Below are 26,117 nucleotides of genomic sequence, written 5' to 3'. Positions count from 1 at the left end.
GCGCGATGCGTCCGGCACGGTCTTGGCCGCTCCGTGACGGGGAGCCGGTTCCCTAACCCCTGGCGATCTTCCCGGCAATGGCCTCCATCCGCTCGGCCAGGGTGGTCATCGTCGCCGACAGGCCGGCATCGATGCGGTCGGCGCGGGCCAGCGCCTCGTCACGCGTCTTGCGCAGCGTTTCGGCCTCGGCCTCCAGGCCGCGCATCCGCTTCTGAAGCTCGACAAGCTCGTCCATGACCATGATGCCCGCCATGACGGTCACGCGCTGGTCGCCGATTTCGCCGAACGATCCCTTCAGGTGGGTGACATAGCGGTCGAAACGCTGCGCGAGATCGGCCAGATGCTCTTCCTGGCCTTCGTCGCAGGCCATGCGGTACGTCTTGCCGTCGATGATCACCGATACCTGTGGCATGTGTTCCTCACGGATCCCCGGCTCGTTTCCTACCGGTCGAGAACGGCCCGGATGGTCTCCATGGCCGTGACCAGGCGGCGCGAGACCTCCTTGTTGGTTTGTTCGAGACGCTCGGCGCGGGCTTCGGAACTGTCGAGTTCCTGTGCGAGGCGGGCGCGGTCGGCGTTCATGCGCTGGACTTCCGCCTCGGCCTCGGCGTAATCGGCTTCCTTCTCAAGGCGCGCGTCCACGGCGTTTTCAAGGCTGTCGAGCGCGTTCGCAAGCCGGTCAATCGCTTCTTTGAGTGTCACGTCACCCGTCATGGCCTTGGGTCCGGTTACGGCACGCTGCGAGGGCGGCGAATCGTGGCGGAAAGTGAACCGTTTATCTGTTAAAGATTACGGGCCGGATTAAGGCGAGGTCAACCTGGCTTCATCCGTCATCCCCTGATTTAGGGCCCACCGGAGCCCCGGGCATGGCGTGAACAAGCTGTCGAGAAGCGCCGGCTTTGGGCCGGGTCCGGTTGACTCGCGATGCGCACCTGATATGTAGCGCCTGCTTTTCTCCGAGGGGCGGCGCATAGTGCGCCAGATGCGGACCATCGAAGGGACATGCTCCCGTTTTCCGCCGGCAAGGACCAGCAATCACATGATCACACGCGAAAAACACGACCGGATGGCCAATGCGATCCGTTTCCTTTCCATGGACGCGGTCGAAAAGGCCAAGTCGGGGCATCCCGGCCTGCCCATGGGCGCGGCCGACATTGCCACGGTGCTCTACACGCGATTCATGAACCATGATCCGAAGCATCCGCACTGGGCCGACCGCGACCGGTTCATCCTGTCGGCCGGCCATGGCTCCATGCTGCTCTATTCGCTGCTCTACCTGACGGGCTATGAAGACATCACCATCGACGAAATCCGCAATTTCCGGCAGATCGGCTCGAAGACGGCGGGGCATCCCGAATACGGCCATGCCGCGGGAATCGAGACGACGACAGGCCCGCTGGGCCAGGGCGTGGCCAATGGCGTGGGCATGGCGCTGGCCGAGCGTCTGCTCAATGCGCGCTATGGCGACGATCTCGTCAATCATTATACCTATGTGCTGGCCGGCGACGGCTGCCTGATGGAGGGAATCAGTCAGGAGGCGATCACGCTGGCCGGCCACCTGAAGCTGTCCAAGCTGATCCTGCTTTGGGACGACAACAGCATTTCCATCGACGGGCCGGTTTCGGTGGCCGACAGCACCGACCAGCGCAAGCGTTTCGAGGCGTCGGGCTGGGAAACCATGGCGGTCGACGGGCATGATCCCGACGCCATCGCGGCGGCCATCGAGGCGGCGCGCGGTTCCGACCGGCCGACCATGATCGCCTGCAAGACGACGATCGGCTTCGGCGCGCCGAACAAGGCCGGCACTGCCAAGGTGCATGGCTCGCCGCTCGGCGCCGAGGAAATCGCGGCGACGCGTCTGGCGCTGAACTGGACCTCGGAACCTTTCGAGGTGCCTTCCGACGTGCTGGACGCGTGGCGTCTGGCCGGCCTGCGCTCCACGAAGACGCGCACGGCATGGGAAAAGCGCCTGGCCGAGGCCGAAGCGACCGTTCGCGGCGAGTTCGAGCGCGCCCTGCGCGGAGATCTGCCCGGCGCCTTCGAAACGGCGGTTGGCGAATACAAGGCCAGGCTGGCGAAAGAGCGTCCGAAAGTGGCAACCCGCAAGGCATCGGAAATGGCGCTGGAGGTCATCAACGGCGCGGTGAGCGAAACCATTGGCGGGTCGGCTGACCTGACGGGCTCCAACAATACCAAGACCAGCCAGACGGCGCCCGTGACGCCCGACGATTTCTCGGGCCGCTATATCCACTACGGCATTCGCGAGCATGCCATGGCCGCTGCCATGAACGGCATCGCCCTGCATGGCGGGCTGATCCCCTATTCCGGCACGTTCCTGGTCTTCTCCGACTATGCCCGGCCAGCCATGCGCCTGTCGTCGCTGATGGGGCTGCGCGTGATCTATGTCATGACGCACGATTCCATCGGCCTTGGCGAGGATGGGCCGACGCATCAGCCGGTCGAACACCTGGCTGCGCTGCGCGCCATTCCCAATCACCAGGTCTTCCGCCCGGCCGACGCGATGGAAACGGCGGAATGCTGGCAGATCGCGCTGGAATCGCGCGCCACGCCGTCGACGCTCGCGCTGACCCGTCAGAACCTGCCGGCCGTGCGCAGCGACTATGCGGACGAGAACCTGTGCGCCTTCGGTGCCTACGAGCTGCAAACCGCCTCCGACGATGCCAAGGTGTCCATCTTCGCGACCGGTTCGGAAGTGGAAATCGCCCTCAACGCCCGCACCTTGCTGGAAGGGCGCGGCATTCCCACCCGTGTGGTCTCCGTGCCCTGCATGGAGCTTTTCGCCAGGCAGAATGCGGATTACCGCAAGGCCATCCTCGGCTCGGCGCCGGTGCGCGTGGCTGTCGAGGCCGGCATCCGCATGGGCTGGGACCGTTTCATCGGCGAGGATGGCGGCTTCGTCGGGATGGATTCGTTCGGCGCCTCCGGCCCCTATGAAGAGCTCTACAAGCATTTCGGCATCACGCCGGAAGGCGTGGCGGAGAAGGCGGAAACGCTGCTCAAGCAGATCGGCTGACTTGATCGGCACTGCGACATGAGGCCGCGCCCGGAGGTATCCGCGCGCGGTCTTTTCATTTTCGCAAACGGCTGCATGAAGCCGGTTCGGCAAGGGCCATCCGGTTTTATCGATTGAAAAGGAAGAGGAAACCGCCAAAGCCTGCGCGAAAGGGCGCAAGCCATCTGGATTCTTGCCCTGCGCGCGGCTAAGAAGCGGCAGCTTCGGCGGTCCGCCCGCCGCTTGCCATCCAACCGGAACCGGCCGGCCCGTGCCCGGCCCTGAAGAAGCCTGCGGGAGAAACCTGACATGACCGTGAGAATCGCCATCAACGGATTTGGCCGCATCGGCCGCAATGTCGTGCGCGCCATCTATGAATCCGGGCGCAAGGACATCGACATCGTTGCCATCAATGACCTGGGCCCGGTTGAAACCAACGCACACCTGATGCGCTTCGATTCGGTGCATGGCAAGTTCCCGAAATCCGTGGAGGTGGATGGCGACACGATCCGCATCGAAGGCGGCGACAGCTTCAAGGTGCTGGCCGAGCGCGATCCGAAGAACCTGCCCTGGGGCGATCTGGGCGTCGACATCGTGATGGAGTGCACGGGCATCTTCACCGCCCGCGACAAGGCCGCCATGCACCTGGAAGCGGGTGCCAAGCGCGTGCTGGTCTCCGCGCCGGCCGATGGCGCGGACAAGACGATCGTCTATGGCGTCAACCATGACACCCTGACCGCAGACGATCTCGTCGTTTCCAATGCCTCGTGCACGACGAACTGCCTGTCGCCGGTGGCCAAGGTCCTGCATGATACCGTGGGCATCGAAAAGGGGATGATGACCACGATCCATTCCTATACCGGCGACCAGCCGACGCTGGACACGATGCACAAGGATCTCTACCGCGGCCGCGCTGCCGCCATGAGCATGATTCCGACCTCGACCGGCGCCGCGAAGGCCGTCGGCCTGGTGCTGCCCGAGCTCAACGGCAAGCTGGACGGCTTCGCCATGCGCGTTCCGACGCCGAATGTCTCCGTGGTCGATCTGAAGTTCATTGCCAAGAAGGCGACATCCGTTGCCGAGGTCAATGCGGCGATCAAGGCGGCCGCCGACGGTCCGCTGAAGGGTGTGCTCGGCTATACCGAGGCCAAGAACGTCTCCATCGACTTCAACCACGACCCGCATTCCTCGATCTTCCACATGGACCAGACCAAGGTGATGGACGGGACGCTGGTGTCGATCCTGTCCTGGTATGACAACGAGTGGGGCTTCTCCAACCGCATGGGCGACACGGCCGTCGCCATGGCGAAGTTCCTCTGAGACGTGTGAGTCGTGTGACTGACTTCCAGACCGCCGGGCCATCCAGCCCGGCGGTTCCGTTTTTCGGGGCCGCTTGGTGTCCGGCGAAGGTGAGGGCATGAACGCGCTCGTCTCCGGCCTTCTTGTCCTGGCCCTGGCGGCCGGCCTTGCGTGGCGGCTGCGCTGCATCTGGCGGGCCTGCCGCGCAGCCCCGGACGAAAGACGCCGCCAAGGCGCCGATGAAGAGGCACGGCCGCGATAAATTGCCCTATCGGGTGCCCGGCGTCTTGCACATCCGTGCCGATTGCGGTTTCTGCTAGGTCAGGGAAACAGCGACATTTCAAGCGGAGGAAAGCTGCATGGCCGCCTTCAGGACCATTGACGACATGGGTGATATCGCGGGCAAGCGCGTGCTGGTGCGCGTCGACATCAACGTGCCGGTCAAGGATGGCGTTGTGACCGACGCGACGCGGATCGAGCGCGTTGCGCCCACCATTTCGGAACTGTCGGCCAAGGGCGCGAAGGTGATCCTGCTGGCGCATTTCGGCCGTCCCAAGGGTGAGGTGGTGCCGGAAATGTCGCTGAGGCCGATCGCGCCGGCCATCGAACAGGTGCTCGACCAGCGCGTCGTGTTCGAGCCGGAGACGGTGGGGGCCGAGGCGCAGGCCGCCATCGGCCGCATGAACAATGGTGACATCCTGCTGCTGGAGAACACGCGTTTCTACAAGGGCGAGGAAAAGAACCTGCCGGATTTCGTGGATGCGTTGGCCGCCAATGGCGATCTCTACGTGAACGACGCCTTTTCGGCGGCGCACCGGGCGCATGCCTCCACCGAAGGGCTGGCACACAAGCTTCCGGCCTTCGCCGGGCGCACCATGCAGGCGGAACTGGAGGCGCTGGAGCAGGGGCTGGGCAATCCGGCGCGCCCGGTGGTCGCCATTGTCGGCGGCGCCAAGGTGTCCACCAAGATCGACCTGTTGCAGAACCTCGTCGCGCGTGTCGATGCGTTGGTGATCGGCGGCGGCATGGCGAATACATTCCTGGCAGCGCAGGGCAAGGACGTGGGCAAGTCGCTGTGCGAGCATGACCTTGCCGATACGGCCCGTGCCATCATGGTGGCGGCGGACAAGGCCGGCTCGACCATTGTGCTGCCCAGCGACGCGGTGGTGGCGAAGGAATTCGCCGCCCATGCCGAGAACGCGGTGGTTTCCGTCGATGCTGTGCCCTCCGACATGATGATCCTGGATGCCGGGCCGGCCACGGTCGAGGCGGTGAAGGCATGGATCGGCAAGGCGAAGACGGTGGTCTGGAACGGGCCGCTCGGCGCCTTCGAAATCACGCCTTTCGATGCGGCCACCGTGGCTGCCGCGCAGGCTGCCGCGGCGCGCACAAGTGCCGGCGAACTGGTCTCCGTGGCCGGCGGCGGCGATACGGTGGCCGCGCTCAACCACGCCGGTGTGGCCGACCGGTTCACCTATGTTTCCACCGCCGGCGGCGCGTTCCTTGAATGGATGGAAGGCAAGGCCCTGCCTGGCGTGGAAGCGCTGAAGGCCTGAGCGGGTTCCATGGCGCGGCGCTATCCGGCCTGGGCACCGCTTCTGACGTGGCCGCTCTGCCCCGTCTATGCCTGGCAAGGCATTGCCACGCGGCTGAGGACCGAGCGGCTCCCACCCCCTTCGGATTCGCCGTCCGGGAGGATCGAGGGAGAGGGCGCGCCGTTCCGGCTGCTGGTGCTGGGGGATTCGTCGGCGGCCGGCGTCGGCGTGGAAAGTGTGCGGGAATCGCTGGCAGGTCATCTTTCCGTCATGCTGGCCGAGCGCACCGGGCGTCCCGTCGTCTATCGCGCGGCCGGGGCCAATTCCGCCATCGCGGCGCATGTGCGCGATCATGTGCTGCCGCATGTGGAACCGCGCGACTGGACGCATGTCGTGCTCTCGCTTGGCACCAACGACATGAAGAACTTTCACTCGCTGGTGCGCTTCAAGCGGGATTTCGGCACCCTGGTCTATGCTGTCAGGACGCGGTTTCCTGAGGCGCGCATCTATTGGCCGGAAATGATCGACATGCGCCATGTGCCGGCGATGCCGTGGGCGCTGGCGCGCATCCTCGACATCCGCGCCGATGCCTTCAATGCGAAGGCGGCGCGGCTGTGCCGGGAGCGCGGCGCGTGTCTCGTGCCTGCGCTCGACGACATTCAGCCCGAAGGCTTCTCGCGTGACGGTTTCCACGCCAGCGCGGCGGGTTACCGCGCCTGGGCGGAAAAGCTGGCGGGGGTCATCCTTGCCGACGGGTGACCGGCAGGCGGCGTGACCGCCGGATCACACGCCGCCGTGGCCGTCGGAGCCGATATAGGCGATGCGGAGCATGTTGGTGGAACCGGGCGTGCCGAAGGGAACGCCCGCGGTGATGATGACGCGGCTGCCGGCCTTGCCGAAGCCGTCGCGATAGGCGATCGAGCAGGCGCGGTCGACCATGTCGTCCTCGTTCCTGGCATCCTCGGTGACGACGCAATGCAGGCCCCATGCAAGCGTCAGGCGACGGGCCGTTTCGGCGATCGGTGACAGCGCGATGACGGGCACCATGGGACGTTCGCGCGAAGCGCGCAGGCCGGTCGTTCCCGACGACGTGTAGCAGACGATGGCCGACAGGTTCAGCGTCTCTGCAATCTGGCGCGCGGCCGCCGCGATGGCGTCGGCGCCGGTGGATTCCGGCTCCAGGCGCTGTGCGGCGATGATTCCGGGGAAGGTGGGATCGCGTTCCACCTGGCGGGCGATGGAATCCATCATGGCAACCGCTTCCACGGGATAGTCGCCGGCCGCCGATTCCGCCGACAGCATGACCGCGTCGGCGCCTTCGAAAAGGGCGGTCGCGACGTCGGAGACCTCGGCGCGGGTCGGCACGGGGGCCGAGATCATGCTTTCCAGCATCTGCGTGGCAACGACGACGGGCTTGCCTTCGCGGCGGCAGGTGCGGGTGATCTGCTTTTGCAGGCCGGGGACGGATTCGATCGGCATTTCCACGCCAAGGTCGCCGCGCGCCACCATGATGGCATCGGAAAGCTCGATGATCTCGGCCAGCCTTTGCACGGCCTGCGGCTTCTCGATCTTGGAGAGGATGCCGGCACGCCCGCGTGCGATCTTGCGCACTTCCGCCAGATCCTCCGGGCGCTGGATGAAGGAGAGCGCGATCCAGTCGACGCCGGTTTCCAGCAAGGCCTGAAGGTCGGCACGGTCCTTGTCGGTCAGGGCGCCAACCGGCAGGTCGGTATCGGGCAGGGAAACGCCCTTGCGGTCGGATATCTTCGTCCCTGTGACCACGGTGCAGATGATCTTGCCGGGTTCGGTGGTCACGGCCTTCAATTGCAGCTTGCCATCGTCAATGAGCAGCCGGTGGCCGGCTTCAACCGATGCCAATATCTCCGGATGCGGCAGATGAACGCGGGTGGCGTCACCGGGTTCGGGATTGTTGTCGAGGGTGAAGGTCTGGCCGGGTTCCAGCAAAGCCTTGCCCTCGGCAAACAGGCCGACACGCAGCTTCGGACCCTGGAGATCGCCCAGAATGGCAATGGGCCTGCCGACCGAAGCCTCGACCTGTCGAATGCGGGCGACAAGGTCGCGCATCAGGTCATGGCTGGCATGGCTCATGTTGATGCGAAAAACATCCGCGCCGGCGCGGCTCAGCTTTTCGATCATTTCCCTGGACGAGGATGCAGGCCCGAGCGTTGCGACCACCTTGGCCTTGCGGTTTCGTCTGACGATATCCATGAATTCCATCCGGATTGAATTTTAAATCGTTTTAAGTGAAGCGCGGCACAGGGTCAACCGCGATGGTTACGCCCGTATGACACCGGGCGCACCGGGTCTCAGTTGCTGGCCGCGGTGCCGGGCGTGGTGGGAATGGCTGGTTCGTCGGTGAGCTGGACCATCCAGTTGGCCTGTTCACCGGTATCGTATTCCTGGAAGCCGGCGCGCTGGAAACCGCGGGCGAAGCAGTCGTTGATGCCGACGATCTTGAACTCCTTGTCGGCCACGCACATGTTGATCGGGCCGTTCCAGCGGCCGCCGCGCTCGGCATCCTCGGCATAAAGGTAGTAGTAGCGCGACGACAGGTCGCCCTCTACCAGCGTCTTGCAGCTCGATGCCTCGATATGCCACCAGCCTTCGGTGATCCAGCCGGAGGCGGCACGGTAGCCGATGGCCACGCCAACGAGGTTTTGCGTGGCATTGCACACGCGGAAGTCGGCGCGGGCCACGCCGGGCATGGCCATTGCCGCCAGACAGGTGGTTGCGGCGAACAACGCCGTGGGAGCGCACCACCGAAAAGCTGCCGATTTCATTGCCTGACCTGCACCTGCCCGCGAGGGGTCACATCGTTTTTCCATGCGTCAACCGCCCTTCTTTTTTGGGAAATGTGGACGGGCATGTCAACGCAGCCTACTTCTTGACCGCAAGATTGTTTAGAACGTGGCGGCATTGCTTCGCCGCCATCAACCCGCAACCGGATGCGGCCGCCCGGCCGCCTGCCTGAGACCATGACCGCTTCCCCACGCTTTGAAACCTTTCTCACCATCGAAGGCGACGAGAGCCTCGGCCTCGTGCTCGTTGCCGACCACGCCCGGCGCGACCTGCCGGATGCCTATGGGTCGCTCGGCCTTCCGGAATGGGAGTTCGAGCGGCATATCGCCTTTGACATCGGCGTGGAGGCCGTGACGCGCAAGCTGGCGGCCCGGCTCGGCGCGCCAGCGGTGATGGCCGGCTTTTCCCGGCTGCTGATCGATCCCAATCGCGGCGCCGACGATCCGACGCTGATCCGTCAGCTCTATGACGGCACGATCATTCCCGGCAATTACCCGATGAGCGAGGCAGAGCGGGAAAAGCGCCTGTCGCATTTCTACCGGCCCTATCACGCCGCGGTGTGGGAGCGGATCGCCGCGGTCCAGCGCAAGGGGCCGGGCAATGCACCCTTCATCGTCTCCATCCATTCCTTCACGCCGGAAATGCAGGGGCGGGCGCGGCCCTGGCATGCCGGCATCCTTTGGGACAGCGACGACCGCGCGGTGCGTCCGCTCATCGAGATGCTGTCGGCCGAGCCCGGCCTGATCGTGGGCGACAACGAACCCTATGACGGGGCGCTGAAGGGCGACACGATGTATACCCATGCCATTCGGCCGGGCTTTGCCCATCTGCTCATCGAAATCCGGCAGGACCTGATTGCCGATGATGCGGGGCAGGAGGAATGGGCGGCACGGCTGGCGCCGATGCTTGACGCGATCAACCGGCTGCCCGATATCCATGTGGCGCAGCCCCATGGCTCGCGCACCGGCCCGGTGGAAAGAGGAGAGCCGTCATGAACAAGTTGAGCGAGAGCCAGCAGCGCGACCTGGAGGCCGCGGCGTTCCGCCGTCTCGTCAGCCATTTGCGCGACCGCGTGGATGTACAGAACATCGACCTGATGAACCTCGCCGGGTTCTGCCGCAATTGCCTGTCCAACTGGTATCTGGATGCCGCGCGCGACGCCGGTCTCGACCTGAGCAAGGACGAAAGCCGCGAAATCGTCTACGGCATGCCCTACGAGGAATGGAAGGCGAAGCACCAGACCGGGGCCAGCGCGCAGCAACTGGCCGATTTCGAGGTCAACCGTCCGAAGGACCACTGAGCGCGGGCTATCCCCGGTTTTCACATGGGGAGACGCCATGCGCGGATGCGGCGCGGCCCGGGCGCTTGACCGGGGCGCCGGGCTGCGGCATCGACATGCCATCTGAAGTGCCCGCGATTCCCTTCACCTTGCGCCGGGCGAACCATCCGGAGAACTCCCGTGGACGATATCACTGCCGAATCCGAAACCGTCGCCGCCGGCCAGCTTCGCTCGATCATCGAGCGCATCGAGCGGCTGGAAGAAGAGAAGAAAACCATCGCCGACGACATCAAGGATGTCTATGCCGAGGCCAAGGGCAACGGTTTCGACACCAAGGCGCTGCGGACCATCGTGCGGCTGCGCAAGCAGGATGCCAACGAGCGCCAGGAGCAGGAGGCGATGCTGGAACTCTACAAGGCCGCACTCGGCATGGAATGAACCGGCGGCTGCAAGCCACGTCTTGCCAAGGGCCTGGCGCGGGCGCGCCGGCCCCTTTCACGTTTCAGGCGGTGGCAGGGGCGCGTCGGTGGCGTTCAGGCCCGCCACCATCTGGTCGACAAAGGCGATCAGTTCACCCTCCAGGCTCGTTTGCGGGATGCCGACGAAGCGTTCCTCCAGGCTGATCGAGACAATGCCGTGCACGGCTGCAAACAGGGTGCGTGAGCGCACCGCCAGGTCGCCTTCGCTCATGCCGGGATTGAGCGCTGCCACCGGGCCGGCAATATTGCTGATGAGAATGGCCTGTTCCTCACGGTGCCAGTCGGGAATGTCCATGCCGGCCAGCGCCGCATAGTCGAAAAGTGCAATCCACAGGGCGTGATTCTGACGGGCGAAGGCGAGATAGGCGAGCGCCATGGCTTTCAGCGTATCGACCGGGCCGTCTGCACCCTCCCGCGCGGCGGAAATGGCTGCGCCAAGGCGCGCGAGCGTGACGCTGTTCACGTGAACGACGAGATCATCGAGATCCTTGAATGCGGTATAGAGGCTGCCCAGCGCGCAGCCCGCATCGGATGTGACGTCACGGGCACCCAGATTGCGCAACCCGCCGGCCTCGATGCGCGCCGCGGCGGCGGCGATGAGCCGCCTGCGCAAGTCTTCCCGGCGTGCGTCGCGTTTTCCTGTCATTCACCGTAGCTCCCCTGTTCATGAACATTGTTCAGAAAAATACTTGAACAACGTTCACTTTCGTGCCATGTTTCGAACGTGAACAACGTTCATATACGGAGAGCCGAAAATGTTCAAACACTTGTTTGCCCTGTTCAGGGGACGTGTGCATGACGCGGGTGAGAGCCTTGCGGACAGGAACGCGCTGGCGATCCTGCGCCAGCAGATCCGGGACGCCGCCCAGGCTGTCGATGCGGCCCGCAAGGCTGTCGCGATCGCCATCGCCCAGAACCGGCAGGAGGCGGATCAGCACAACCGGCTGGCCGCGCGCATCGCCGATCTGGAGACGCGGGCGATTGCCGCGCTCGGGCAGGGCAAGGAGGATCTGGCGCGCGAAGCTGCCTCGACGATTGCAATACTCGAAGCGGAATGCACGGCCTGTGTCGAGGCGCAGACGGCCTTTAACAGTGAGATCCTGCGTTTGACGATGGAACTCCGGCAGTCTGAAGCCCGGCTTCGAGACTTGCAGCGCGGCCAGCGTGTCGCAAGCGCGGTGGAAAGCACGCAGCGGCTGCGCGACGGGGCGGGGAGCAGCGGGCTTTCGGCCCTGCGCGATGCGGAAGAGACGCTGCTGCGGCTGCGCATGCGGCAGAAGAAGATCGACGCCACCGCGGCGGCGATGGACCAGATGAGCGCCGCATCCGATCCGGCGGCCATGGCCGAACGGCTTGCCGAAGCCGGTTGCGGCGAACCGCTCCAGACAACGGCCGATGATGTTCTGGCCCGCCTGACACAGGCCGCCGGCAAGGCTGCCTGAACCGGATTTGCACCCTGACCTCACCGTTACCTGAAGGGATATATCGATGTCCGAGACCAATGTGACCGCCAGAAACACCAGTTCCTGGGTTCTTTTTTCCGCCTTTTCCTTCGTTGTCTCCGCCGGCATGATGGCGGGTGGCATCTTCTTCATGGAAGCAAGTTTCGCCGCCAAGGGCTTCTATGCGATGGCGGCCATCATGCTGGTCCACACCTCGATCAGCCTTACCAAGACATTGCGGGACAAGGATGAAAGCGAGCGCCTTGTCAACAAGCTCGACGAGGCGCGCACCGAACGGCTGTTGCGCGAGGTCGGCGAGGCGCATTCCTGACCGCATTCTTCACCACAGCACCTGATCTGCCTGCCTCTACAACCACAGGTCCATGCTTCCATGGGAGAGTTGCGGCGGGTACCAACCGGGGGATTATTTTCATGCAAGGGCACATGATGCTGTCGCGGCGTTTCGCGCCGCTGTTCTGGACGCAGTTCCTGGCGGCGTTCAACGACAATTTTCTCAAGAACACGCTTGTCTTTCTCATCCTTTTCAAGCTGGCGGCGGAGGATGCGGCTTCGCTGATCACGCTGGCGGGCGCCATCTTCATCGCGCCCTTCCTCCTGCTTTCGGCGCTGGGCGGCGAACTGGCCGACCGGTTCGACAAGGCGGCGATGGCCGAACGGCTGAAACTGGCGGAAGCCGGCGCCGCCGTCATAGCGGTGGCCGGTATCGCGTTTTCCTCGATCCCGGTGCTGATGGGAGCGCTGTTCCTGTTCGGGGTCGGCTCGGCGCTGTTCGGGCCGGTGAAATACGGCATCCTGCCGGATCTGCTGGACAAGAGGGAATTGCCCCGGGCCAATGCCTGGGTCGAGGGCGCCACGTTCATCGCCATCCTGGCCGGCACGATCGTCGCCGGCGTGGCATCGAGCGGCGGTGTGTCGGTGCTCGTGTTCGGGCCGATGATGATCGCCTTCGCGGCCGCCTGCTGGCTGGCCAGCCGTTTCATTCCGCGCACGGGACCGGCTGCGCCGGACCTTGTCATCGATGCCAACATTTTCCGCTCCACGTGGCGGCTGGTGCGCGAAATCCGCGCCGACACGCGTTTGTGGCGCACGGCCCTGATGGCCTCCTGGTTCTGGCTTGCCGGCGCCATCGTCATGTCGGTGCTTCCGTCCATGGTGAAGAACGGCCTTGGCGGTAACGAGATGGCTGTCACGGCCTGCCTTGCGGTTTTCGCCGTCTCGATCGCCGTCGGTTCGGGCGTGGCCGCCTGGATGTCGGCCGGACGCATCGTCCTGCTGCCCGCGCCGGCCGGCGCGGCGCTGATGGCGCTTTTCGGCTTCGACCTGGCACGAACGATCTGGGGGCTGGAGGCGGCTGAGACGGCGGCAACGCTCGGCGCCTTCCTTGCCCAGCCCGGAACGATCCGCGTGGCCGTGGACCTGGCAGGGCTTGCCGTGGCCGGCGCTTTCGTGGCCGTGCCCACCTTTACCGCTCTCCAGGCCTGGGCGCCTGAAGACCGGCGCGCCCGCGTGGTGGCCGCGGCCAACGTGCTGTCCGCCGGTTTCATGGCGCTGGGCGGAGGGCTTGTCGCGGCCATCCAGGGCGCAGGCGTGAGCATTGCCGAGGTCCTGATGGGGCTTGCTGTGCTGAACGGCGTGGCTGCCTGGGCGATGCTGCGCTTCCTGCCGACCAACCCGTTCCGCGATTTCGTTTCCATCCTGTTCCGCGCCTTCCTGCGGCTGGAGATCGAAGGGCTCGACAACCTGAAGAAAGCCGGCCGCGCCCCGGTCCTGGCGCTCAACCATGTCTCCTTTCTCGACGGGCCGCTGGCGCTGGTGCTCACCGAGGAAGAGCCGGTCTTTGCCATCGACTACAAGATCGCGCAGGCCTGGTGGATCAAGCCGTTTCTCAAGCTGACCCGGGCAATGCCGCTGGACCCGTCAAAGCCGATGGGCACGCGCACGCTGATCAAGGCGGTGCAGGGCGGCGATCCGCTGGTCATCTTCCCGGAGGGGCGGATCACGGTGACGGGCGGGCTGATGAAGGTCTATGACGGTGCCGCCATGGTGGCCGACAAGACGGATACCTGCGTGGTTCCCATCCGCATCGACGGGCTGGAGAAGAGCTTCTTCTCGCGGCTGACATCCCGCCATGTGCGCCGGCGGCTGTTCCCGAAGGTGAAGGTGACGATCCTCGAACCGGTCAGGCTGTCGGTCGATCCGCACCTGAGAGGGCGCAAGCGGCGCGCGGCCGCCGGAGCGGCGCTCTACGGGGTGATGTCGGATCTGGTTTTCCGGACCACCTCCACCGATTCCACGGTCCTTGACCGGATCATGGACACGGCGCGCGAACGCGGCTTTTCGAAGCTGGCGGTCGAGGATCCGCTGTCCGGCAAGCTTTCCTACGGCAAACTGCTGACGGGCGCGGCGGTGCTGGGTGCCCGGTTCAGGTCGCTGTTCGGCGCAGAGGCGGTGCTGGGGGTGATGCTGCCCAATGCCAACGGCACCGCGGCCACCGTGCTTGGCGTCATGTCGGCGGGCAAGGTGCCGGCGATGCTGAATTTCACCGCCGGGCCGGCCAATATCCTTTCGGCCTGCAAGGCGGCGCAAGTGAAGACGGTGCTCACCTCCCGCGCCTTCGTGGAACAGGCCAAGCTCGGACCCGTGATCGACGAGATCGCCGGCAGTGTGAAGATCGTCTGGCTGGATGACCTGCGTGCAACCATCGGCATCAGGGACAAGTTTCTGGGCCTGTTGCGCAAGGGCCGGCCGCTGATGGCGCGCAAGGCCGACGATCCGGCGGTCATCCTGTTCACATCCGGTTCCGAAGGAACGCCGAAAGGCGTGGTCCTGACGCATCGCAACATCCTGTCCAACGCGGTGCAGGCGGCCTCGCGCATCGACTTCCATGCCGGGGACAAGGTGTTCAACGTCCTGCCCGTGTTCCATTCCTTCGGACTGACGGCGGGCACGGTGCTGCCGCTCATGTCAGGCGTGCCGGTCTATTTCTATCCGTCGCCGCTGCATTACCGCATCGTGCCGGAACTGGTCTATGCGTCCAACGCAACGATCATCTTCGGTACCGATACCTTTCTGACGGGCTATGCGCGCATGGCGCATCCCTACGATTTCCGCTCCGTGCGCTACTGCTTCGCGGGCGCCGAACCGGTAAGGCCCGCGACCCGCACGGCCTATATGGAGAAATTCGGCCTGCGCATCCTGGAAGGCTATGGCGTGACCGAAACCGCGCCGGTCATCTCCATCAACACGCCGATGTACAATCGCGCCGGAACGGTGGGCAAGATCATGCCGGGCATGGACTACCGGCTGGAGCCTGTGCCGGGCGTCGACGAGGGCGGGCGCCTTTTCGTGCGCGGTCCCAATGTCATGGCAGGTTACCTGCGGGCGGAGAGGCCCGGCGTGCTGGAACCGCTCGAAGAGGGATGGCACGACACCGGCGACATCGTGACCATCGATCCGGACGGCTTCATCTCCATTCGCGGCCGGGCCAGGCGTTTCGCCAAGATCGGCGGCGAGATGGTATCGTTGGCCGCCGTCGAGGCCCTCGCCGGGGAATTGTGGAAGGGCGCGCTCTCGGCCGTTGCGAGCGTGAAGGATGAACGCAAGGGCGAGCGGCTGATCCTGTTCACCGATCATGCGGGGGCGACGCGCGGCGAATTCATCGCCTTTGCCAGGCTGCAAGGGGCGATGGACCTGATGGTTCCGGCACAGGTGCGCGTCATCGACCGGATGCCGGTGCTCGGCTCCGGCAAGATCGATTTCGTCAGCGTCAGCCGGATGGCGCAAGGGGAAGCCTCGGGCATCCCGCGCAATGCGGCCTGAGCCAGGTGCCATCAACAGGCGGCGGGTGCAACCTGCGCCGGCCGGCCCTGCACCGGTTCAATGCTTGCAGCTCAGTTCCCGCGTCGCCTCTTCAAGCCCTTTCAGGGTGAGCGGGTACATGCGGTCGGCGAAGATGTCGCGGATCATGCGGATGGAATGCGTGTAGTCCCAATGGGCCTTGCGCACCGGGTTGATCCAGGCGGCGTTGGGCCATTGCGCCAGCGCGCGCTGAAGCCAGACCGCGCCCGGCTCGGCATTCCAGTGCTCCACCGAGCCGCCGGCATAGGCAATCTCGTAGGGACTCATGGAGGCGTCGCCGACGAAGATCACCTTGTAGTCCGGCCCGTATTTGTGCAGCACGTCAAAGGTGGGCATGACCTCGGAATGGCGCCGGCGGTTGTCCTTCCACAGACCCTCGTAGAGGCAATTGTGGAAATAGAAATAGTCCATGTGCTTGAATTCGGCGCGGGCGGCTGAAAACAGCTCCTCGACGACGCGGATATGGTCGTCCATCGAGCCGCCGACATCGAAGAACATCAGCAGCTTGACCGCACTGCGCCGTTCCGGGCGCGTCTGCGGGTCCAGATAGCCATGCTCCGCGGTGGCGCGGATGGTGCCGGGCAGGTCGAATTCCTCCTCCGCGCCCTGGCGCACCCAGCGGCGCAGGCGCTTCAGTGCCACCTTGATGTTCCGCGTGCCGATCTCGACGCTGTCGTCAAAATTGCGGAACTCGCGCTTGTCCCAGACCTTCACGGCGCGGCGGTGCCGGCTCTCATGCTGGCCGATGCGCACACCCTCCGGGTTGTAGCCGTAGGCACCGAAGGGCGAGGTTCCGGCGGTGCCGATCCATTTGGACCCGCCCTGATGGCGGCCCTTCTGTTCCTCAAGACGCTGTTTCAGCGTTTCCATCAGCTTGTCGAAGCCGCCCAGGCTTTCGACCAGCTTCTTTTCCTCGTCGCTCAGGTGTTTCTCCGCCAGCCGGCGCAGCCATTCCTCCGGCAGGTTCATGACATCGACAGCGCCTTCGCCCGAGACGGCTTCGACACCCTTGAAGGCATGCGAGAAGACCTGGTCGAAGCGGTCGATGAAGCGCTCGTCCTTCACCAGCGCGGCGCGGGCGAGGTAGTAGAAGCCTTCCACGTCATAGGTGACGAGATCGGCCTCCATGCCCTCCAGCAGCGAGAGATACTCGCGCAGGGAAACAGGGATCTTGGCGGCCTTGAGTTCCAGAAAGAAGGGTATGAACATGGCGATGAGAATAGTGCGCGCGAAACGCCTTGTCAGCCCGTTTCGTGATGTATTATCTGGTTGAAGACCTGTTTGAGAGCAACCTCGGCTTCAAGCTTGAGAGGGTGCGTTTCCTGCGTCAATGGCGTAGAATGCCGTTGAATTTCCTGCGCCAATGGCGTATATAATGGACACGGTCATGACACTGAGGATCGAGATCGCGGAGACCGAACGGTTCAAGCTCGATTGCGTGATGTACGGGCTGGATGATGCGGTGAAGGCGCGCAAGCTGGAACAGTTGCGTTCAGATCCCGTCATCGGTTTCCAGAAGAACGGTCAATCGCGGCTATGGGAGTGGCATTCGGCAGGGTTCGTGTTCAGTTATGTGCTGACGGATGATCTTTCCCGTCTGATCCTCGTGGAACTACGCCCGGCATCGGCACCGGAAACGGGGCTGTCGGACCGGTTCTGGCTCTGGGTCGACCGGATCGGCAAGTTGAAAAGGCTGTTTGGAGTATAGGCGATGGCGCGGATGAAGGCGAAAAAGACACCGGAACAGGCGGCGGCCGATCTCGCGGAGTCGCTGGAGCAGGCCTACATGTGGTTCAATGGCGACGATTCGAAGGTCACCGTTCACACGTTCGAAATCGAGGTTCCCGATGTGGCCAAGCTGCGCAAGAAGCTGAAGCTGACGCAGGAAGGCTTTGCCACCAAGCTGGGCATTCCCGTCACCACCTTGCGCAATTGGGAGCAGGGACGGCGATACCCTACAGGGCCGGCGCGCAAGCTGCTGTCGCTGATCGAGAAGCGCCCGGAACTGGTGCTGGATCTCGAAGGGGTGAATTGACGGGAGGGGCCTGCAAGCCCGGACCATCAAGAAAACAAGCCCCGGACAGGGTGATGTCCGGGGCTTTTCCATGCGCGCCTCCGCCCGGGGCGCATGATTGCGACGCGGCGGCGTTCAGGCCGCCCGCGCACGGTCGAAGGGGATCTCGACATCCACTTCCAAGGTCGAGACCGGCATGCCGCGCTCCATCTTGACGCGCACATGGCGGCTGTCGACCTGAACATGCCTGGCGATGACGGCGAGGATTTCCTCGCGCAGGACTGCCACCAGATCGAAACCGCCAACCGAAGCCCGTTCATGGGCAAGAAGAATCTGAAGCCGTTCCCGCGCCGCCGAGGCGGACGCCCGCTTCCGGAAAAAGCTCAGGATTTTCATGCAGCCTTCCTTCCGAAGATCTTGTCGAGGAAACTGCGCCTCTCGCCCGGAATGGTGACCGGAATCGCTTCGCCGGCGAGCCGCCGTGCCGCGTTGAAATAGGCCTGGGCGGTGGCGCTGGCGCTGTCGCACAGGGTGACGGGCGAGCCGATATTGGAGGCGCGCAGGATGTTCGGGCTTTCCGGGATGACACCCAGCAGCGGTATCGAGAGGATTTCCAGGACATCGTCGACATTGAGCATGTCGCCGCTGGCTGCCCGGTTCGGATCATAGCGGTTAAGCAGGAGGTGCTTTTCCACGCGGTCGCCCGCCTCGGCCCTGGCCGTCTTGGAATCGAGGAGGCCGATGATGCGGTCGGAATCGCGCACCGAGGAGACTTCCGGATTGGTGACGACAATGGCCGCGTCCGCGTGACGCATGGCCAGCGTCGCTCCGCGCTCGATCCCGGCCGGGCTGTCGCAGATGACCCAGTCGAACGCGCTCTTGAGCGCCGCGATGACCTTTTCGACCCCCTCTGCCGTCAGCTTGTCCTTGTCGCGGGTCTGGGAGGCGGGAAGCAGGTAGAGCGTCTGGAGGCGCTTGTCGCGGATCAGCGCCTGGGCCAGTTTCGCCTCACCCTGGATCACATTGATCAGGTCGTAGACGACGCGCCTTTCCGCGCCCATGACCAGATCGAGATTGCGCAGGCCGACATCGAAATCGACCACGACGACCTTGTCGCCGTTCTGCGCCAGCGCCGCACCGATCGCCGCCGTCGACGTCGTCTTGCCCACCCCGCCCTTGCCGGATGTGACCACGATCACCTTGCCCATGCCGTTCTCCCTCTCCGCACCCCTCGGGGTCAGTTGAATCCTTGCGCCAATATGCTTTCGCCTTCGAGCCAAAGCTGAACCGAGCGGCCATGCAGGCCGGGGTCCAGGTCTTCCGACGTCTGGTAATATCCGGCGATGGCGACGAGTTCGGCTTCCAGCCTGCGGCAGAAGATCCGTGCTGCCTCGTTTCCGGCGGAACCCGCCATGACGCGGCCGCGCAGCGTGCCGTAGACATGCACCGAGCCGCCGGCAATGACTTCGGCGCCCGACGCCACGGAGCCGACGATGGTGATGTCGCCTTCGCTGACAAGCGTCTGGCCGGAGCGCACCGGTTCGGTCACCATGAGGCAGGGTGCCGGGACGCTCGCGCCAAGCTGCACGGGCATGTCGGTGGCTTCGTTTCCCTCGATCCCGGAGGCCGGCAGGCCGCCACTCATGGCGGGCGGCAGGTCGGGGCCGAGATCGGTTTCGCCGGCGCCCTCGATGCCCATGATGCGAATCGAGCGACCCGCGAGCCTGTCCACCAGATCGCGCAGGGTTTCGCGGTCGATGTCCATGCCGGTGACGTCCAGCATGACGGGGCGTTTGAGGAAATAGCCGGCCGAGCGGGAGGCCAGCGCATCGAATCGCTCGAACCAGTCGTCGAGCGGCAGTTCCGGGCTCAGGACGATGGCGAGGAACGAGCGTCCCTTCAGGCGGATGGCTTGGGTCGTGCCGGTTAACACTCTGTTCATCCAGGTAAAGAATCTCTTATCAGCAGATAAGTTAACCATGGTTAACAAATCGTTAACGCGCGCCCTTTGCAGAGGTGGAGAGGAGAGGAAAAAGCCGGGAAATCGCACGGATTTCCCGGCGCGAACCAAGGGCGCCAATGCGTGAGGCACGGCAGGCCAGCGACGTCAGCCCGGCAGGTCAAACGTCCGGCATGTCAATGCCGTGGCTTTCTGCCGCCACATCCTCACAACCATTTGCGGTCGCGGCCGATGTCATCCATGTCGAACGGCGTCGTCTGGTAGACCTGGTTGATCCAGTTGCCGAACAGGAGATGGGCATGGGAGCGCCATCGGTTCAGCGGCTGGTTGAGCGGATTGTCGTCCGGGAAATAGTTGTGCGGCACGGCAATCGGCACATGAGCGGAGACATCGCGCTCGTATTCCTCCTTCAGCGAGGTCGAATCATATTCGATATGGTTGAAGATGTAGAGACGGTTGCCGGCCTTCTCCGATATCAGGCAGGGTCCGGTCTCGCCGCTGTCCATGAGCAGTTCCAGCCCGCGCTTGCCTTCCAGATCGGCCTTGCGCACCTCTGTCCAGCGTGAGACAGGAATCTGGAAATCATCCGAAAAACCAGCAAGATAAGGCGAGACAGGATTGAGGTTCCGGTGCCGGTAGACACCGAAGGCCTTCTTTTCCAGGGCGTATTTTGGTACCTTGTGGAAATGCCAGATGGCGGCCATGGCGCCCCAGCAGATGTTGAAGGTGGAGTGCACGTTGGTCACCGTCCAGTCGAAGATGGCTTCCATCTCGTCCCAGTAGGCCACCTCCTCGAAGGGCAGCAGCTCGATGGGCGCGCCGGTGATGATGAAGCCGTCGAACTTGCGGTGACGGACCTCTTCCCAGGTCTGGTAAAAGGAAATGAGGTGGTCGGCCGGCGTGTTCTTGGGCGTGTGGCCGCTGACGCGCACGAGCGAGAACTCGATCTGCAACGGTGTTGCGCCGACCAGACGCGCAATCTGCGTCTCGGTGCGGATCTTGTTGGGCATGAGGTTCAGGAGGGCGATCTGAAGCGGACGAATATCCTGGCGTATGGCAGAGGATTCGTTCATGACGGACACGCCCTCGCGCACAAGGACATCGCGGGCGGGAAGGGCATCGGGAATGCGGATCGGCATGTGTCGGACTCCAGAATTGCAGGCCGGCCCGCGACGATCTCGCTGCCGGTTCCGTGGCGCTCCTGCTGTCCGCGGCCCTTTTAGCGAGTTGTTTAACGTGGCTGCAAGCCGGCCGGCCAAATCACCACGGGCGAGAACCTATGCTTTCCCGGTTCCGTGGTCAATCTGCCGCAGCCTTTGCCTCGAATGCGACAACAGTCGGCCTCGCTTTTGCCGGCAGAAACGTATACCGGGCTGCTTGCAAAACACCAAGAACGAATGCCGTGCGGGCGGATGGGAGGAAAATGCAGGATACACAGCGCTGGAGTGGCCGTCTGCGGCCTTTCGCAAAAGCCGATGATCGGCGCGGGTTTCGCGAGCTGGCGGTGACGACCGGACTGTTCGCATGCTTGTGGCTTGCCGCCGCATGGCTTTTCGATGCCGGCTACTGGGCGGTTTCGCTCGTCCTGCTGCCGCCGGCCGCCCTCATGCTGGTGCGCCTGTTCATCATCCAGCACGATTGCGGGCATGGTTCGCTGTTTTCCACGCCAACGCTCAACGACCGGGTCGGCCGGCTGCTCGGCGTGCTGACCTTCACGCCCTATGGCTACTGGCGCCACAGCCACAACCTGCACCATGCCGGGTCCGGCAATCTCGACCGGCGTGGCATTGGCGACATCAACACGCTGACGACGGACGAATACCGCGCACGCGGGGTGTGGGGACGGCTTGCCTATCGCGCCTATCGCAATCCGCTTGTCCTGTTCGCCATCGGCCCGGCCTATGTCTTCCTGCTGCAACAGCGCTGGCCTTCCGGTTTCACGGACAGGCGCGAAGCATGGCTTTCTGCCCTGGGAACGAATATCGGCATCGCTGTCGTGCATGGCGGCCTCTGGTATGCGTTCGGCTGGCAGGTGATGCTGGCGGTGCATCTTCCGGTCGTGCTCATGGGGGCAATCGCCGGTGTCTGGCTGTTCTATATCCAGCACCAGTTCGATCCGACCTTCTGGGCGCGGGCACCGGAATGGCAGCGCGAAACGGCGGCGCTGGAAGGCTCTTCCTTTTATGACCTGCCACGGCCGCTGATGTGGGCGACAGGCTATATCGGCATCCATCACGTGCATCACCTTGCCGCCCGCGTGCCGTTCTGGCGCTTGCCGGACGTGCTGGAAGCCTATCCGGAATTCCGCGAAAAGGGTCGGCTGACCTTCTGGCAAAGCCTGAAATGCGTCCGCCTCACGTTGTGGGACGAAGCCTCCAAGCGGCTTGTCAGCTTTTCCGATTTCAGGCGGATGCAGGCGGCGTGATCGGCTGTTGGCGTGCCACGTCCTGCCCCTTTGGACTGAGGGCGTAGATGCCGGGTGATACCCGCTCGAACCAGCCGTAATGGTTGTCGGCCATGATGCGCCTGGCAGTTTCCACCCCGGTCGCACGGGCCACGAGCGCGGCCTTGCTGGGGCCGTTTGCCGACAGGTGCGCCAGGCAGGCCGTCGCATCCTGGCGATAGGCGGTGGTGATGGAGCGGCGGGTCGACCCGCCGGTGTTCGGATCGCCGACGAGGCGGCTGAATTCGCGCAGCAGGCGGCCCTTGCGCGGCTTGGACTTACGCGGCTTGTATGGCGCGGGATCAAGACGGACCTCCGCGAAACCGTCGGAAAGGCGTACCGTGATCAGGCCGAGGCCGAGCCGCCGGCACAGGGTCATGTTCGCCTTCAGGGCCCTGTGGAAGCCAGCGCCCTTGCCGCGCGGCACGGCGACATAGACCGTATCGGAGACCCGTTGGCGCTCGATGGCCTGGTGAAACAGGGCGAGTGAGAAACCCGCCTTCAGTTCCACGATGAGCGGTTCTGCGTCGCCGTCGCGCATGGCGACGATGTCGGCCGCGCCTATCTCACCCTTGACCGTGTAGCCCTGCCCTTCGAGCAGGGTCTTGACGGGCTGGTAGAGATCGGTTTCGCGCGGACGGCTTGCTGCCATGGTGCGGCTCCGTTCGCGCGCCGCCGGATCAATTGCCGCGCTGGCGGGCCAGGAATGCCATGCGTTCGAAAAGATGGACGTCCTGCTCGTTCTTCAGAAGCGCGCCATGCAGTTTCGGCAGTGCGTTCTTCGGGTCGGCGCGCAGGGTTTCCGGATCGACGTCATCGGCGACGAGAAGCCGGATCCAGTCCAGCGCCTCGGAGGTGGACGGCTTCTTTTTCAGGCCCGCCACATCGCGGATCTCGTAGAACTGGCTGAGCGCCTGGGAAACGAGGCGCTGCTTGATGCCCGGATAGTGGACCTCGACGATCTTCTTCAGCGTGTCGGCGTCGGGGAAGCGGATGTAATGGAAGAAGCAGCGGCGCAGGAAGGCGTCGGGCAGTTCCTTCTCGTTGTTGGATGTGATGATGACGATCGGCCGGACCCTGGCGCGCACGGTTTCGCCGGTCTCGTAGACATGGAACTCCATCTTGTCGAGTTCCTGCAAAAGGTCGTTGGGAAACTCGATGTCGGCCTTGTCGATCTCGTCGATCAGAAGCACGACCTTGCGGTCGGCCTCGAAGGCATCCCAAAGCTTGCCGCGCTTGATGTAGTTGCGGATATCGTTGAACCGGTCATCGCCAAGCTGGCTGTCGCGCAGTCGGCTGACGGCATCATATTCATAGAGGCCCTGTTGCGCCTTGGTGGTGGACTTGATGTGCCACTCGATGAGATCGAGGCCGAGTGCAGCGGCCACCTGCTTTGCCAGTTCGGTCTTGCCGGTGCCCGGTTCGCCCTTGACCAGCAGCGGCCGTTCGAGCGCTATGGCGCTGTTGACGGCGATCATCAGATCCTTGTCCGCGACGTAATGTTCGGTTCCCTCGAAACGCATGGGCTCCCTTGCCTTCTTGCCGTGTCGTCGGCCGGAACATTAGGCAGCGTGCTCACCATCCGCAAGGGCTGGACAGCAAAAGGCCCGCGCGATGCGCGGGCCTTTCGGGTCATGCCGGAGACCAGGGTCAGCGGCCGTGGATGTCGGCGGCGGTCACATTGGCGGAATAGTTGCCGTGGATCATGCGGCCATGGTCGGCGGACGGAGCCGTGATGGAGGCGGTGGCCATCCGGTCGATGTCGTAGTTGACGGTGCCCGAAGCCGTGACGCCCGGCGCGCCATAGTCCTGCAGGACGTTGGCGGAGTAGTTGCCCGTGTAGAGGCGGTTGTTTTCGGCGGCGGCCATGCCGGTGGCGGCGATGACGAGGGCGGAGGCGATGATCAGCTTCTTCATGATAGTCTTCCTTCTTTCCATTGGCGCCGGGGTCTTGGGAGGAGGTCCCGGCTATCCGACTGTCCCTTCCCGGGATCAGGTCCGGTGCGGCTTGTCCGCGTTCCGATGGATGGAAGATGATGCTTCGCCCGGACACATGCAAAACAACGAACGGCGACCGGTTCGTGATTGTACAGTCGCGGTTTCGTGACCCGAACGGATGCGAAATAAGCTTGTGAAACAGTGTGTTCGCCAATGTGTGAACAATCTTGCCATTTGCCGGCGAGCCACTGGCGAAGTGCCCGCAAGAGCCTTATATTGCGGTTGCGGTCTGCGCTTCCCGACAGGAACAACATATTCCCGGGGCCTTATCGATCTCCCAGGGAGCTGTCCCTGATCTTGCCCGTGGGCTTGGTCAAACGGCGCCCACCTACTTTGTAGGTTCCCGGGATCGATCTTTCCATCGGTCGCCGTGGATCGCACCTTTCTTCCTCCGGCGTCGCATACCGGCTAGCCAGCGGGGTGAAGCCCCGGCATAAGCAGCCCATGAGCGAAACAAGGCTTCTCAAGAAAAAACTCAGGGTCGAGGCGCTGGCGCGCCGCGACAGGCTCGATGCCAGTTACCGGATCGAAGTCGCCATGAAACTGGCCGACGAGGCCGGTCAGCTGGACCTCGATCCCGGCGCGGTGGTCTCCGGTTTCCTGCCGATCCGTAGCGAACTCGACATCCGCCCGCTGATGATGGCACTGTCGGCGCGCGGAGCGCGGCTGTGCGTGCCGGCCATGATCGACCGGGAAACGGTGGAGTTCCGCGCGCTTGTGCGCGGCGCGCCACTGATCGACAACGGCTTCGGCACGCTGGCCCCGCCTCCGGACACCGAACTGCTGTCGCCGGGCCTGATGCTGATGCCGCTGGCGGCCTTCGACCGGGCGGGCAACCGGATCGGCTATGGCGCGGGCTATTACGACCGGGCCATTGCCGCCCTGCGGGCGAACGGCCACAGGCCGCGTCTCGTCGGCATGGCCTTCGATTGCCAGGAGGTCGATGCGGTTCCGGCCGAGGCCCATGACGTGCCGCTGCATGCCATGTGGACGGAGAGCGGGTTGCGGGTGCTGAAAAACGAGCCGTGAGCCGGCCTGGCCGGATGCCGGGCGAAGGCCGGCGGTGTGACAATCTTCACATGAGCGGCGTGTTGGCGCTTGCGCCCGGTTGCCTCGCGCTGATAATGCGCTGCCATGAGATTGCTTTTTCTTGGTGACATGGTCGGCCGGTCCGGCCGCACGGCCGTCTGGGACCGGCTTCCGGGCCTGATTTCCGATTTCCGGCTGGATTTCGTGATCGTCAACGGCGAGAACGCCGCCGGCGGTTTCGGCATCACGGAAGATATCTACCGGCAAACGATCGAGGCGGGTGCCGACGTGGTGACCACGGGCAACCATGTCTGGGACCAGCGCGAGGCGCTTTCGTTTGCCTCGCGCGAGGACCGTTTCCTGCGGCCGGTGAATTATCCGCTGGGCACGCCGGGGCGTGGAACCGGCGTCTACGAAGCGCGCAACGGCGCCCGCGTCCTGGTTGCCAACGTGATGGGCCGGGTGTTCATGCACCCGGAACTGGACGACCCCTTCGTCGCCGGCGCCAATGTTCTTGAACATTGCGCGCTGGGCGAGCAGGCGGATGCGGTGGTGTTCGATTTCCATGCCGAGGCGACATCGGAAAAGATGTGTTTCGGCCATTTCATGGACGGCAAGGCAAGCCTCGTCGTCGGCACGCATACTCATTGCCCGACAGCCGATCACCAGATTCTGGCCAACGGCACGGGCTACATGTCGGATGCCGGCATGTGCGGCGACTACGATTCCTCGCTCGGCATGGACAAGGAGGAGCCGCTCAACCGGTTCCTCTCCAAGGTGCCGAAAGGGCGGTTCGAGGCGGCCAACGGCCCGGCCACGATCTGTGGCGTGGGGCTGGACATTTCCGACCGGACGGGGCTTTGCGAGCGCATCGCGCCGCTCAGGCTCGGGCCGCGGCTGGCCGAAACCGTGCCGGATTTCTGGTAA

28 protein-coding genes, 1 other RNA gene and 1 riboswitch are annotated in these 26,117 nt (G+C 64.2%); of the genes, 16 read left to right on the top strand and 13 right to left on the bottom strand.

The annotated features are described in order from the left end of the window. Positions 1–52: 52 nt before the first annotated feature. Together R3D65_RS05830 and R3D65_RS05825 are read right to left on the bottom strand one after the other, a co-directional pair. Positions 53–412, bottom strand: coding sequence for a cell division protein ZapA (locus R3D65_RS05830; RefSeq protein ID WP_371274293.1), 360 nt, complete (start codon positions 410–412; stop codon positions 53–55). Between the two features lie 29 nt (positions 413–441). Continuing rightward, on the bottom strand, positions 442–714 hold the full coding sequence (locus R3D65_RS05825; protein WP_371274292.1) for a DUF4164 domain-containing protein: 273 nt from the start codon (positions 712–714) through the stop codon (positions 442–444). Positions 715–1,039: 325 nt separating this feature from the next. Between R3D65_RS05825 and tkt the strand changes: the two genes are divergently transcribed. The 4 genes from tkt (at position 1,040) to R3D65_RS05805 (ending at position 6,606) form a co-directional block, all read left to right on the top strand. Beyond that, on the top strand, positions 1,040–3,034 hold the full coding sequence (gene tkt, locus R3D65_RS05820; protein ID WP_371274291.1) for a transketolase: 1,995 nt from the start codon (positions 1,040–1,042) through the stop codon (positions 3,032–3,034). A gap of 288 nt (positions 3,035–3,322) precedes the next feature. Next, positions 3,323–4,333, top strand: coding sequence for a type I glyceraldehyde-3-phosphate dehydrogenase (gene gap, locus R3D65_RS05815; protein WP_371274290.1), 1,011 nt, complete (start codon positions 3,323–3,325; stop codon positions 4,331–4,333). A 338-nt stretch (positions 4,334–4,671) separates the two neighbouring features. Next, positions 4,672–5,868 carry a phosphoglycerate kinase gene (pgk, locus tag R3D65_RS05810; RefSeq protein WP_371274289.1) on the top strand — a complete coding sequence of 399 codons (1,197 nt, stop codon included), beginning with the start codon at positions 4,672–4,674 and terminating at the stop codon, positions 5,866–5,868. A gap of 9 nt (positions 5,869–5,877) precedes the next feature. Further along, on the top strand, positions 5,878–6,606 hold the full coding sequence (locus tag R3D65_RS05805; RefSeq protein WP_371274288.1) for an SGNH/GDSL hydrolase family protein: 729 nt from the start codon (positions 5,878–5,880) through the stop codon (positions 6,604–6,606). Positions 6,607–6,630: 24 nt separating this feature from the next. Here the strand turns inward: R3D65_RS05805 and pyk are convergent, their stop codons facing one another. Together pyk and R3D65_RS05795 are read right to left on the bottom strand one after the other, a co-directional pair. Continuing rightward, positions 6,631–8,076 (bottom strand): pyruvate kinase, encoded by a 1,446-nt coding sequence (gene pyk, locus R3D65_RS05800; RefSeq protein ID WP_371274287.1) that lies wholly within the window; start codon positions 8,074–8,076, stop codon positions 6,631–6,633. A gap of 98 nt (positions 8,077–8,174) precedes the next feature. Continuing rightward, positions 8,175–8,648 carry a DUF1036 domain-containing protein gene (locus R3D65_RS05795; protein WP_371274286.1) on the bottom strand — a complete coding sequence of 158 codons (474 nt, stop codon included), beginning with the start codon at positions 8,646–8,648 and terminating at the stop codon, positions 8,175–8,177. A gap of 195 nt (positions 8,649–8,843) precedes the next feature. Between R3D65_RS05795 and R3D65_RS05790 the strand changes: the two genes are divergently transcribed. From R3D65_RS05790 to R3D65_RS05780, 3 genes are all read left to right on the top strand, one after another. Further along, a complete protein-coding gene (locus tag R3D65_RS05790; protein ID WP_371274285.1) occupies positions 8,844–9,662 on the top strand; it encodes an N-formylglutamate amidohydrolase in 819 nt (272 codons plus the stop codon). Further along, positions 9,659–9,967 carry a DUF1244 domain-containing protein gene (locus R3D65_RS05785; RefSeq protein ID WP_371274284.1) on the top strand — a complete coding sequence of 103 codons (309 nt, stop codon included), beginning with the start codon at positions 9,659–9,661 and terminating at the stop codon, positions 9,965–9,967. Before R3D65_RS05790 ends, R3D65_RS05785 begins: the two co-directional genes overlap by 4 nt. Positions 9,968–10,126: 159 nt before the next feature. Then, the gene (locus R3D65_RS05780) at positions 10,127–10,384 is read left to right on the top strand and encodes a DUF2312 domain-containing protein (RefSeq protein ID WP_371274283.1); all 258 of its coding nucleotides are present in this window, start codon (positions 10,127–10,129) and stop codon (positions 10,382–10,384) included. Positions 10,385–10,441: 57 nt separating this feature from the next. Here the strand turns inward: R3D65_RS05780 and R3D65_RS05775 are convergent, their stop codons facing one another. Further along, positions 10,442–11,071: a TetR/AcrR family transcriptional regulator gene (locus R3D65_RS05775; protein ID WP_371274282.1), complete on the bottom strand. Its 630-nt coding sequence runs from the start codon at positions 11,069–11,071 to the stop codon at positions 10,442–10,444. Between the two features lie 109 nt (positions 11,072–11,180). On the opposite strand from R3D65_RS05775, the gene R3D65_RS05770 reads away from it, so the two are divergent. From R3D65_RS05770 to R3D65_RS05760, 3 genes are all read left to right on the top strand, one after another. Next, complete coding sequence (locus R3D65_RS05770; RefSeq protein WP_371274281.1) at positions 11,181–11,867, top strand: PspA/IM30 family protein; 687 nt, start codon at positions 11,181–11,183, stop codon at positions 11,865–11,867. A 46-nt stretch (positions 11,868–11,913) separates the two neighbouring features. Further along, on the top strand, positions 11,914–12,198 hold the full coding sequence (locus tag R3D65_RS05765) for a YiaA/YiaB family inner membrane protein (protein WP_371274280.1): 285 nt from the start codon (positions 11,914–11,916) through the stop codon (positions 12,196–12,198). Positions 12,199–12,299: 101 nt separating this feature from the next. Then, positions 12,300–15,707: an acyl-[ACP]--phospholipid O-acyltransferase gene (locus tag R3D65_RS05760; RefSeq protein WP_371274279.1), complete on the top strand. Its 3,408-nt coding sequence runs from the start codon at positions 12,300–12,302 to the stop codon at positions 15,705–15,707. A 57-nt stretch (positions 15,708–15,764) separates the two neighbouring features. On the opposite strand, the gene R3D65_RS05755 is transcribed toward R3D65_RS05760, so the two are convergent. Next, positions 15,765–16,955, bottom strand: a complete 1,191-nt coding sequence (locus R3D65_RS05755) for a VWA domain-containing protein (protein WP_371274278.1) — start codon at positions 16,953–16,955, stop codon at positions 15,765–15,767. Between the two features lie 178 nt (positions 16,956–17,133). On the opposite strand from R3D65_RS05755, the gene R3D65_RS05750 reads away from it, so the two are divergent. Together R3D65_RS05750 and R3D65_RS05745 are read left to right on the top strand one after the other, a co-directional pair. Beyond that, entirely contained in the window at positions 17,134–17,454 is a 321-nt protein-coding gene (locus tag R3D65_RS05750; protein WP_371274277.1) for a hypothetical protein, read from the top strand. Between the two features lie 3 nt (positions 17,455–17,457). Continuing rightward, the gene (locus tag R3D65_RS05745) at positions 17,458–17,781 is read left to right on the top strand and encodes a helix-turn-helix domain-containing protein (RefSeq protein WP_371274276.1); all 324 of its coding nucleotides are present in this window, start codon (positions 17,458–17,460) and stop codon (positions 17,779–17,781) included. Positions 17,782–17,895: 114 nt separating this feature from the next. Here the strand turns inward: R3D65_RS05745 and minE are convergent, their stop codons facing one another. The 4 genes from minE to metA form a co-directional block, all read right to left on the bottom strand. Next, complete coding sequence (minE, locus tag R3D65_RS05740) at positions 17,896–18,156, bottom strand: cell division topological specificity factor MinE (RefSeq protein WP_371274275.1); 261 nt, start codon at positions 18,154–18,156, stop codon at positions 17,896–17,898. Continuing rightward, on the bottom strand, positions 18,153–18,968 hold the full coding sequence (gene minD, locus R3D65_RS05735) for a septum site-determining protein MinD (RefSeq protein ID WP_371274274.1): 816 nt from the start codon (positions 18,966–18,968) through the stop codon (positions 18,153–18,155). Before minD ends, minE begins: the two co-directional genes overlap by 4 nt. Positions 18,969–18,997: 29 nt before the next feature. Beyond that, entirely contained in the window at positions 18,998–19,702 is a 705-nt protein-coding gene (minC, locus tag R3D65_RS05730; protein ID WP_371274273.1) for a septum site-determining protein MinC, read from the bottom strand. Between the two features lie 224 nt (positions 19,703–19,926). Next, a complete protein-coding gene (metA, locus tag R3D65_RS05725; protein WP_371274272.1) occupies positions 19,927–20,859 on the bottom strand; it encodes a homoserine O-succinyltransferase in 933 nt (310 codons plus the stop codon). A 59-nt stretch (positions 20,860–20,918) separates the two neighbouring features. Next, a riboswitch (SAM riboswitch) is annotated at positions 20,919–20,997 on the bottom strand. 146 nt (positions 20,998–21,143) lie between these two features. On the opposite strand from metA, the gene R3D65_RS05720 reads away from it, so the two are divergent. Continuing rightward, positions 21,144–22,145: a fatty acid desaturase gene (locus tag R3D65_RS05720; RefSeq protein WP_371274271.1), complete on the top strand. Its 1,002-nt coding sequence runs from the start codon at positions 21,144–21,146 to the stop codon at positions 22,143–22,145. Here the strand turns inward: R3D65_RS05720 and R3D65_RS05715 are convergent. From R3D65_RS05715 to R3D65_RS05705, 3 genes are all read right to left on the bottom strand, one after another. Further along, complete coding sequence (locus R3D65_RS05715; RefSeq protein ID WP_371274270.1) at positions 22,123–22,815, bottom strand: DUF2161 domain-containing phosphodiesterase; 693 nt, start codon at positions 22,813–22,815, stop codon at positions 22,123–22,125. The genes R3D65_RS05720 and R3D65_RS05715 overlap by 23 nt on opposite strands. A 28-nt stretch (positions 22,816–22,843) precedes the next feature. Then, positions 22,844–23,686: an AAA family ATPase gene (locus R3D65_RS05710; RefSeq protein WP_371274269.1), complete on the bottom strand. Its 843-nt coding sequence runs from the start codon at positions 23,684–23,686 to the stop codon at positions 22,844–22,846. A gap of 127 nt (positions 23,687–23,813) precedes the next feature. Beyond that, the gene (locus tag R3D65_RS05705; protein ID WP_371274267.1) at positions 23,814–24,080 is read right to left on the bottom strand and encodes a hypothetical protein; all 267 of its coding nucleotides are present in this window, start codon (positions 24,078–24,080) and stop codon (positions 23,814–23,816) included. Between the two features lie 304 nt (positions 24,081–24,384). Here R3D65_RS05705 and ssrS point away from each other — a divergent pair. The 3 genes from ssrS to R3D65_RS05690 all read left to right on the top strand — a co-directional run bounded on the left by ssrS (position 24,385) and on the right by R3D65_RS05690 (position 26,117). Next, a non-coding RNA gene (gene ssrS, locus R3D65_RS05700) (6S RNA) lies at positions 24,385–24,542 on the top strand. A gap of 63 nt (positions 24,543–24,605) precedes the next feature. Next, the gene (locus tag R3D65_RS05695) at positions 24,606–25,190 is read left to right on the top strand and encodes a 5-formyltetrahydrofolate cyclo-ligase (protein ID WP_371274266.1); all 585 of its coding nucleotides are present in this window, start codon (positions 24,606–24,608) and stop codon (positions 25,188–25,190) included. Between the two features lie 105 nt (positions 25,191–25,295). Beyond that, positions 25,296–26,117: a YmdB family metallophosphoesterase gene (locus tag R3D65_RS05690; RefSeq protein ID WP_371274265.1), complete on the top strand. Its 822-nt coding sequence runs from the start codon at positions 25,296–25,298 to the stop codon at positions 26,115–26,117.

The organism is Zhengella sp. (genome assembly GCF_041397485.1).
Taxonomy (GTDB): Bacteria; Pseudomonadota; Alphaproteobacteria; order Rhizobiales; family Rhizobiaceae; genus Zhengella.
This window is presented reverse-complemented; position numbering and strand designations above follow the sequence as displayed.

Excerpts from the sequence above, each read along its gene's own strand:
- R3D65_RS05830 (WP_371274293.1), bottom strand. The coding sequence starts at position 412 with ATGCCACAGGTATCGGTGATCATCGACGGCAAGACGTACCGCATGGCC.
- R3D65_RS05825 (WP_371274292.1), bottom strand. The coding sequence starts at position 714 with ATGACGGGTGACGTGACACTCAAAGAAGCGATTGACCGGCTTGCGAAC.
- tkt (WP_371274291.1), top strand. The coding sequence starts at position 1,040 with ATGATCACACGCGAAAAACACGACCGGATGGCCAATGCGATCCGTTTC.
- gap (WP_371274290.1), top strand. The coding sequence starts at position 3,323 with ATGACCGTGAGAATCGCCATCAACGGATTTGGCCGCATCGGCCGCAAT.
- pgk (WP_371274289.1), top strand. The coding sequence starts at position 4,672 with ATGGCCGCCTTCAGGACCATTGACGACATGGGTGATATCGCGGGCAAG.
- R3D65_RS05805 (WP_371274288.1), top strand. The coding sequence starts at position 5,878 with ATGGCGCGGCGCTATCCGGCCTGGGCACCGCTTCTGACGTGGCCGCTC.
- pyk (WP_371274287.1), bottom strand. The coding sequence starts at position 8,076 with ATGGATATCGTCAGACGAAACCGCAAGGCCAAGGTGGTCGCAACGCTC.
- R3D65_RS05795 (WP_371274286.1), bottom strand. The coding sequence starts at position 8,648 with ATGAAATCGGCAGCTTTTCGGTGGTGCGCTCCCACGGCGTTGTTCGCC.
- R3D65_RS05790 (WP_371274285.1), top strand. The coding sequence starts at position 8,844 with ATGACCGCTTCCCCACGCTTTGAAACCTTTCTCACCATCGAAGGCGAC.
- R3D65_RS05785 (WP_371274284.1), top strand. The coding sequence starts at position 9,659 with ATGAACAAGTTGAGCGAGAGCCAGCAGCGCGACCTGGAGGCCGCGGCG.
- R3D65_RS05775 (WP_371274282.1), bottom strand. The coding sequence starts at position 11,071 with ATGACAGGAAAACGCGACGCACGCCGGGAAGACTTGCGCAGGCGGCTC.
- R3D65_RS05770 (WP_371274281.1), top strand. The coding sequence starts at position 11,181 with ATGTTCAAACACTTGTTTGCCCTGTTCAGGGGACGTGTGCATGACGCG.
- R3D65_RS05765 (WP_371274280.1), top strand. The coding sequence starts at position 11,914 with ATGTCCGAGACCAATGTGACCGCCAGAAACACCAGTTCCTGGGTTCTT.
- R3D65_RS05760 (WP_371274279.1), top strand. The coding sequence starts at position 12,300 with ATGCAAGGGCACATGATGCTGTCGCGGCGTTTCGCGCCGCTGTTCTGG.
- R3D65_RS05755 (WP_371274278.1), bottom strand. The coding sequence starts at position 16,955 with ATGTTCATACCCTTCTTTCTGGAACTCAAGGCCGCCAAGATCCCTGTT.
- R3D65_RS05750 (WP_371274277.1), top strand. The coding sequence starts at position 17,134 with ATGACACTGAGGATCGAGATCGCGGAGACCGAACGGTTCAAGCTCGAT.
- R3D65_RS05745 (WP_371274276.1), top strand. The coding sequence starts at position 17,458 with ATGGCGCGGATGAAGGCGAAAAAGACACCGGAACAGGCGGCGGCCGAT.
- minE (WP_371274275.1), bottom strand. The coding sequence starts at position 18,156 with ATGAAAATCCTGAGCTTTTTCCGGAAGCGGGCGTCCGCCTCGGCGGCG.
- minD (WP_371274274.1), bottom strand. The coding sequence starts at position 18,968 with ATGGGCAAGGTGATCGTGGTCACATCCGGCAAGGGCGGGGTGGGCAAG.
- minC (WP_371274273.1), bottom strand. The coding sequence starts at position 19,702 with ATGAACAGAGTGTTAACCGGCACGACCCAAGCCATCCGCCTGAAGGGA.
- metA (WP_371274272.1), bottom strand. The coding sequence starts at position 20,859 with ATGCCGATCCGCATTCCCGATGCCCTTCCCGCCCGCGATGTCCTTGTG.
- R3D65_RS05720 (WP_371274271.1), top strand. The coding sequence starts at position 21,144 with ATGCAGGATACACAGCGCTGGAGTGGCCGTCTGCGGCCTTTCGCAAAA.
- R3D65_RS05715 (WP_371274270.1), bottom strand. The coding sequence starts at position 22,815 with ATGGCAGCAAGCCGTCCGCGCGAAACCGATCTCTACCAGCCCGTCAAG.
- R3D65_RS05710 (WP_371274269.1), bottom strand. The coding sequence starts at position 23,686 with ATGCGTTTCGAGGGAACCGAACATTACGTCGCGGACAAGGATCTGATG.
- R3D65_RS05705 (WP_371274267.1), bottom strand. The coding sequence starts at position 24,080 with ATGAAGAAGCTGATCATCGCCTCCGCCCTCGTCATCGCCGCCACCGGC.
- R3D65_RS05695 (WP_371274266.1), top strand. The coding sequence starts at position 24,606 with ATGAGCGAAACAAGGCTTCTCAAGAAAAAACTCAGGGTCGAGGCGCTG.
- R3D65_RS05690 (WP_371274265.1), top strand. The coding sequence starts at position 25,296 with ATGAGATTGCTTTTTCTTGGTGACATGGTCGGCCGGTCCGGCCGCACG.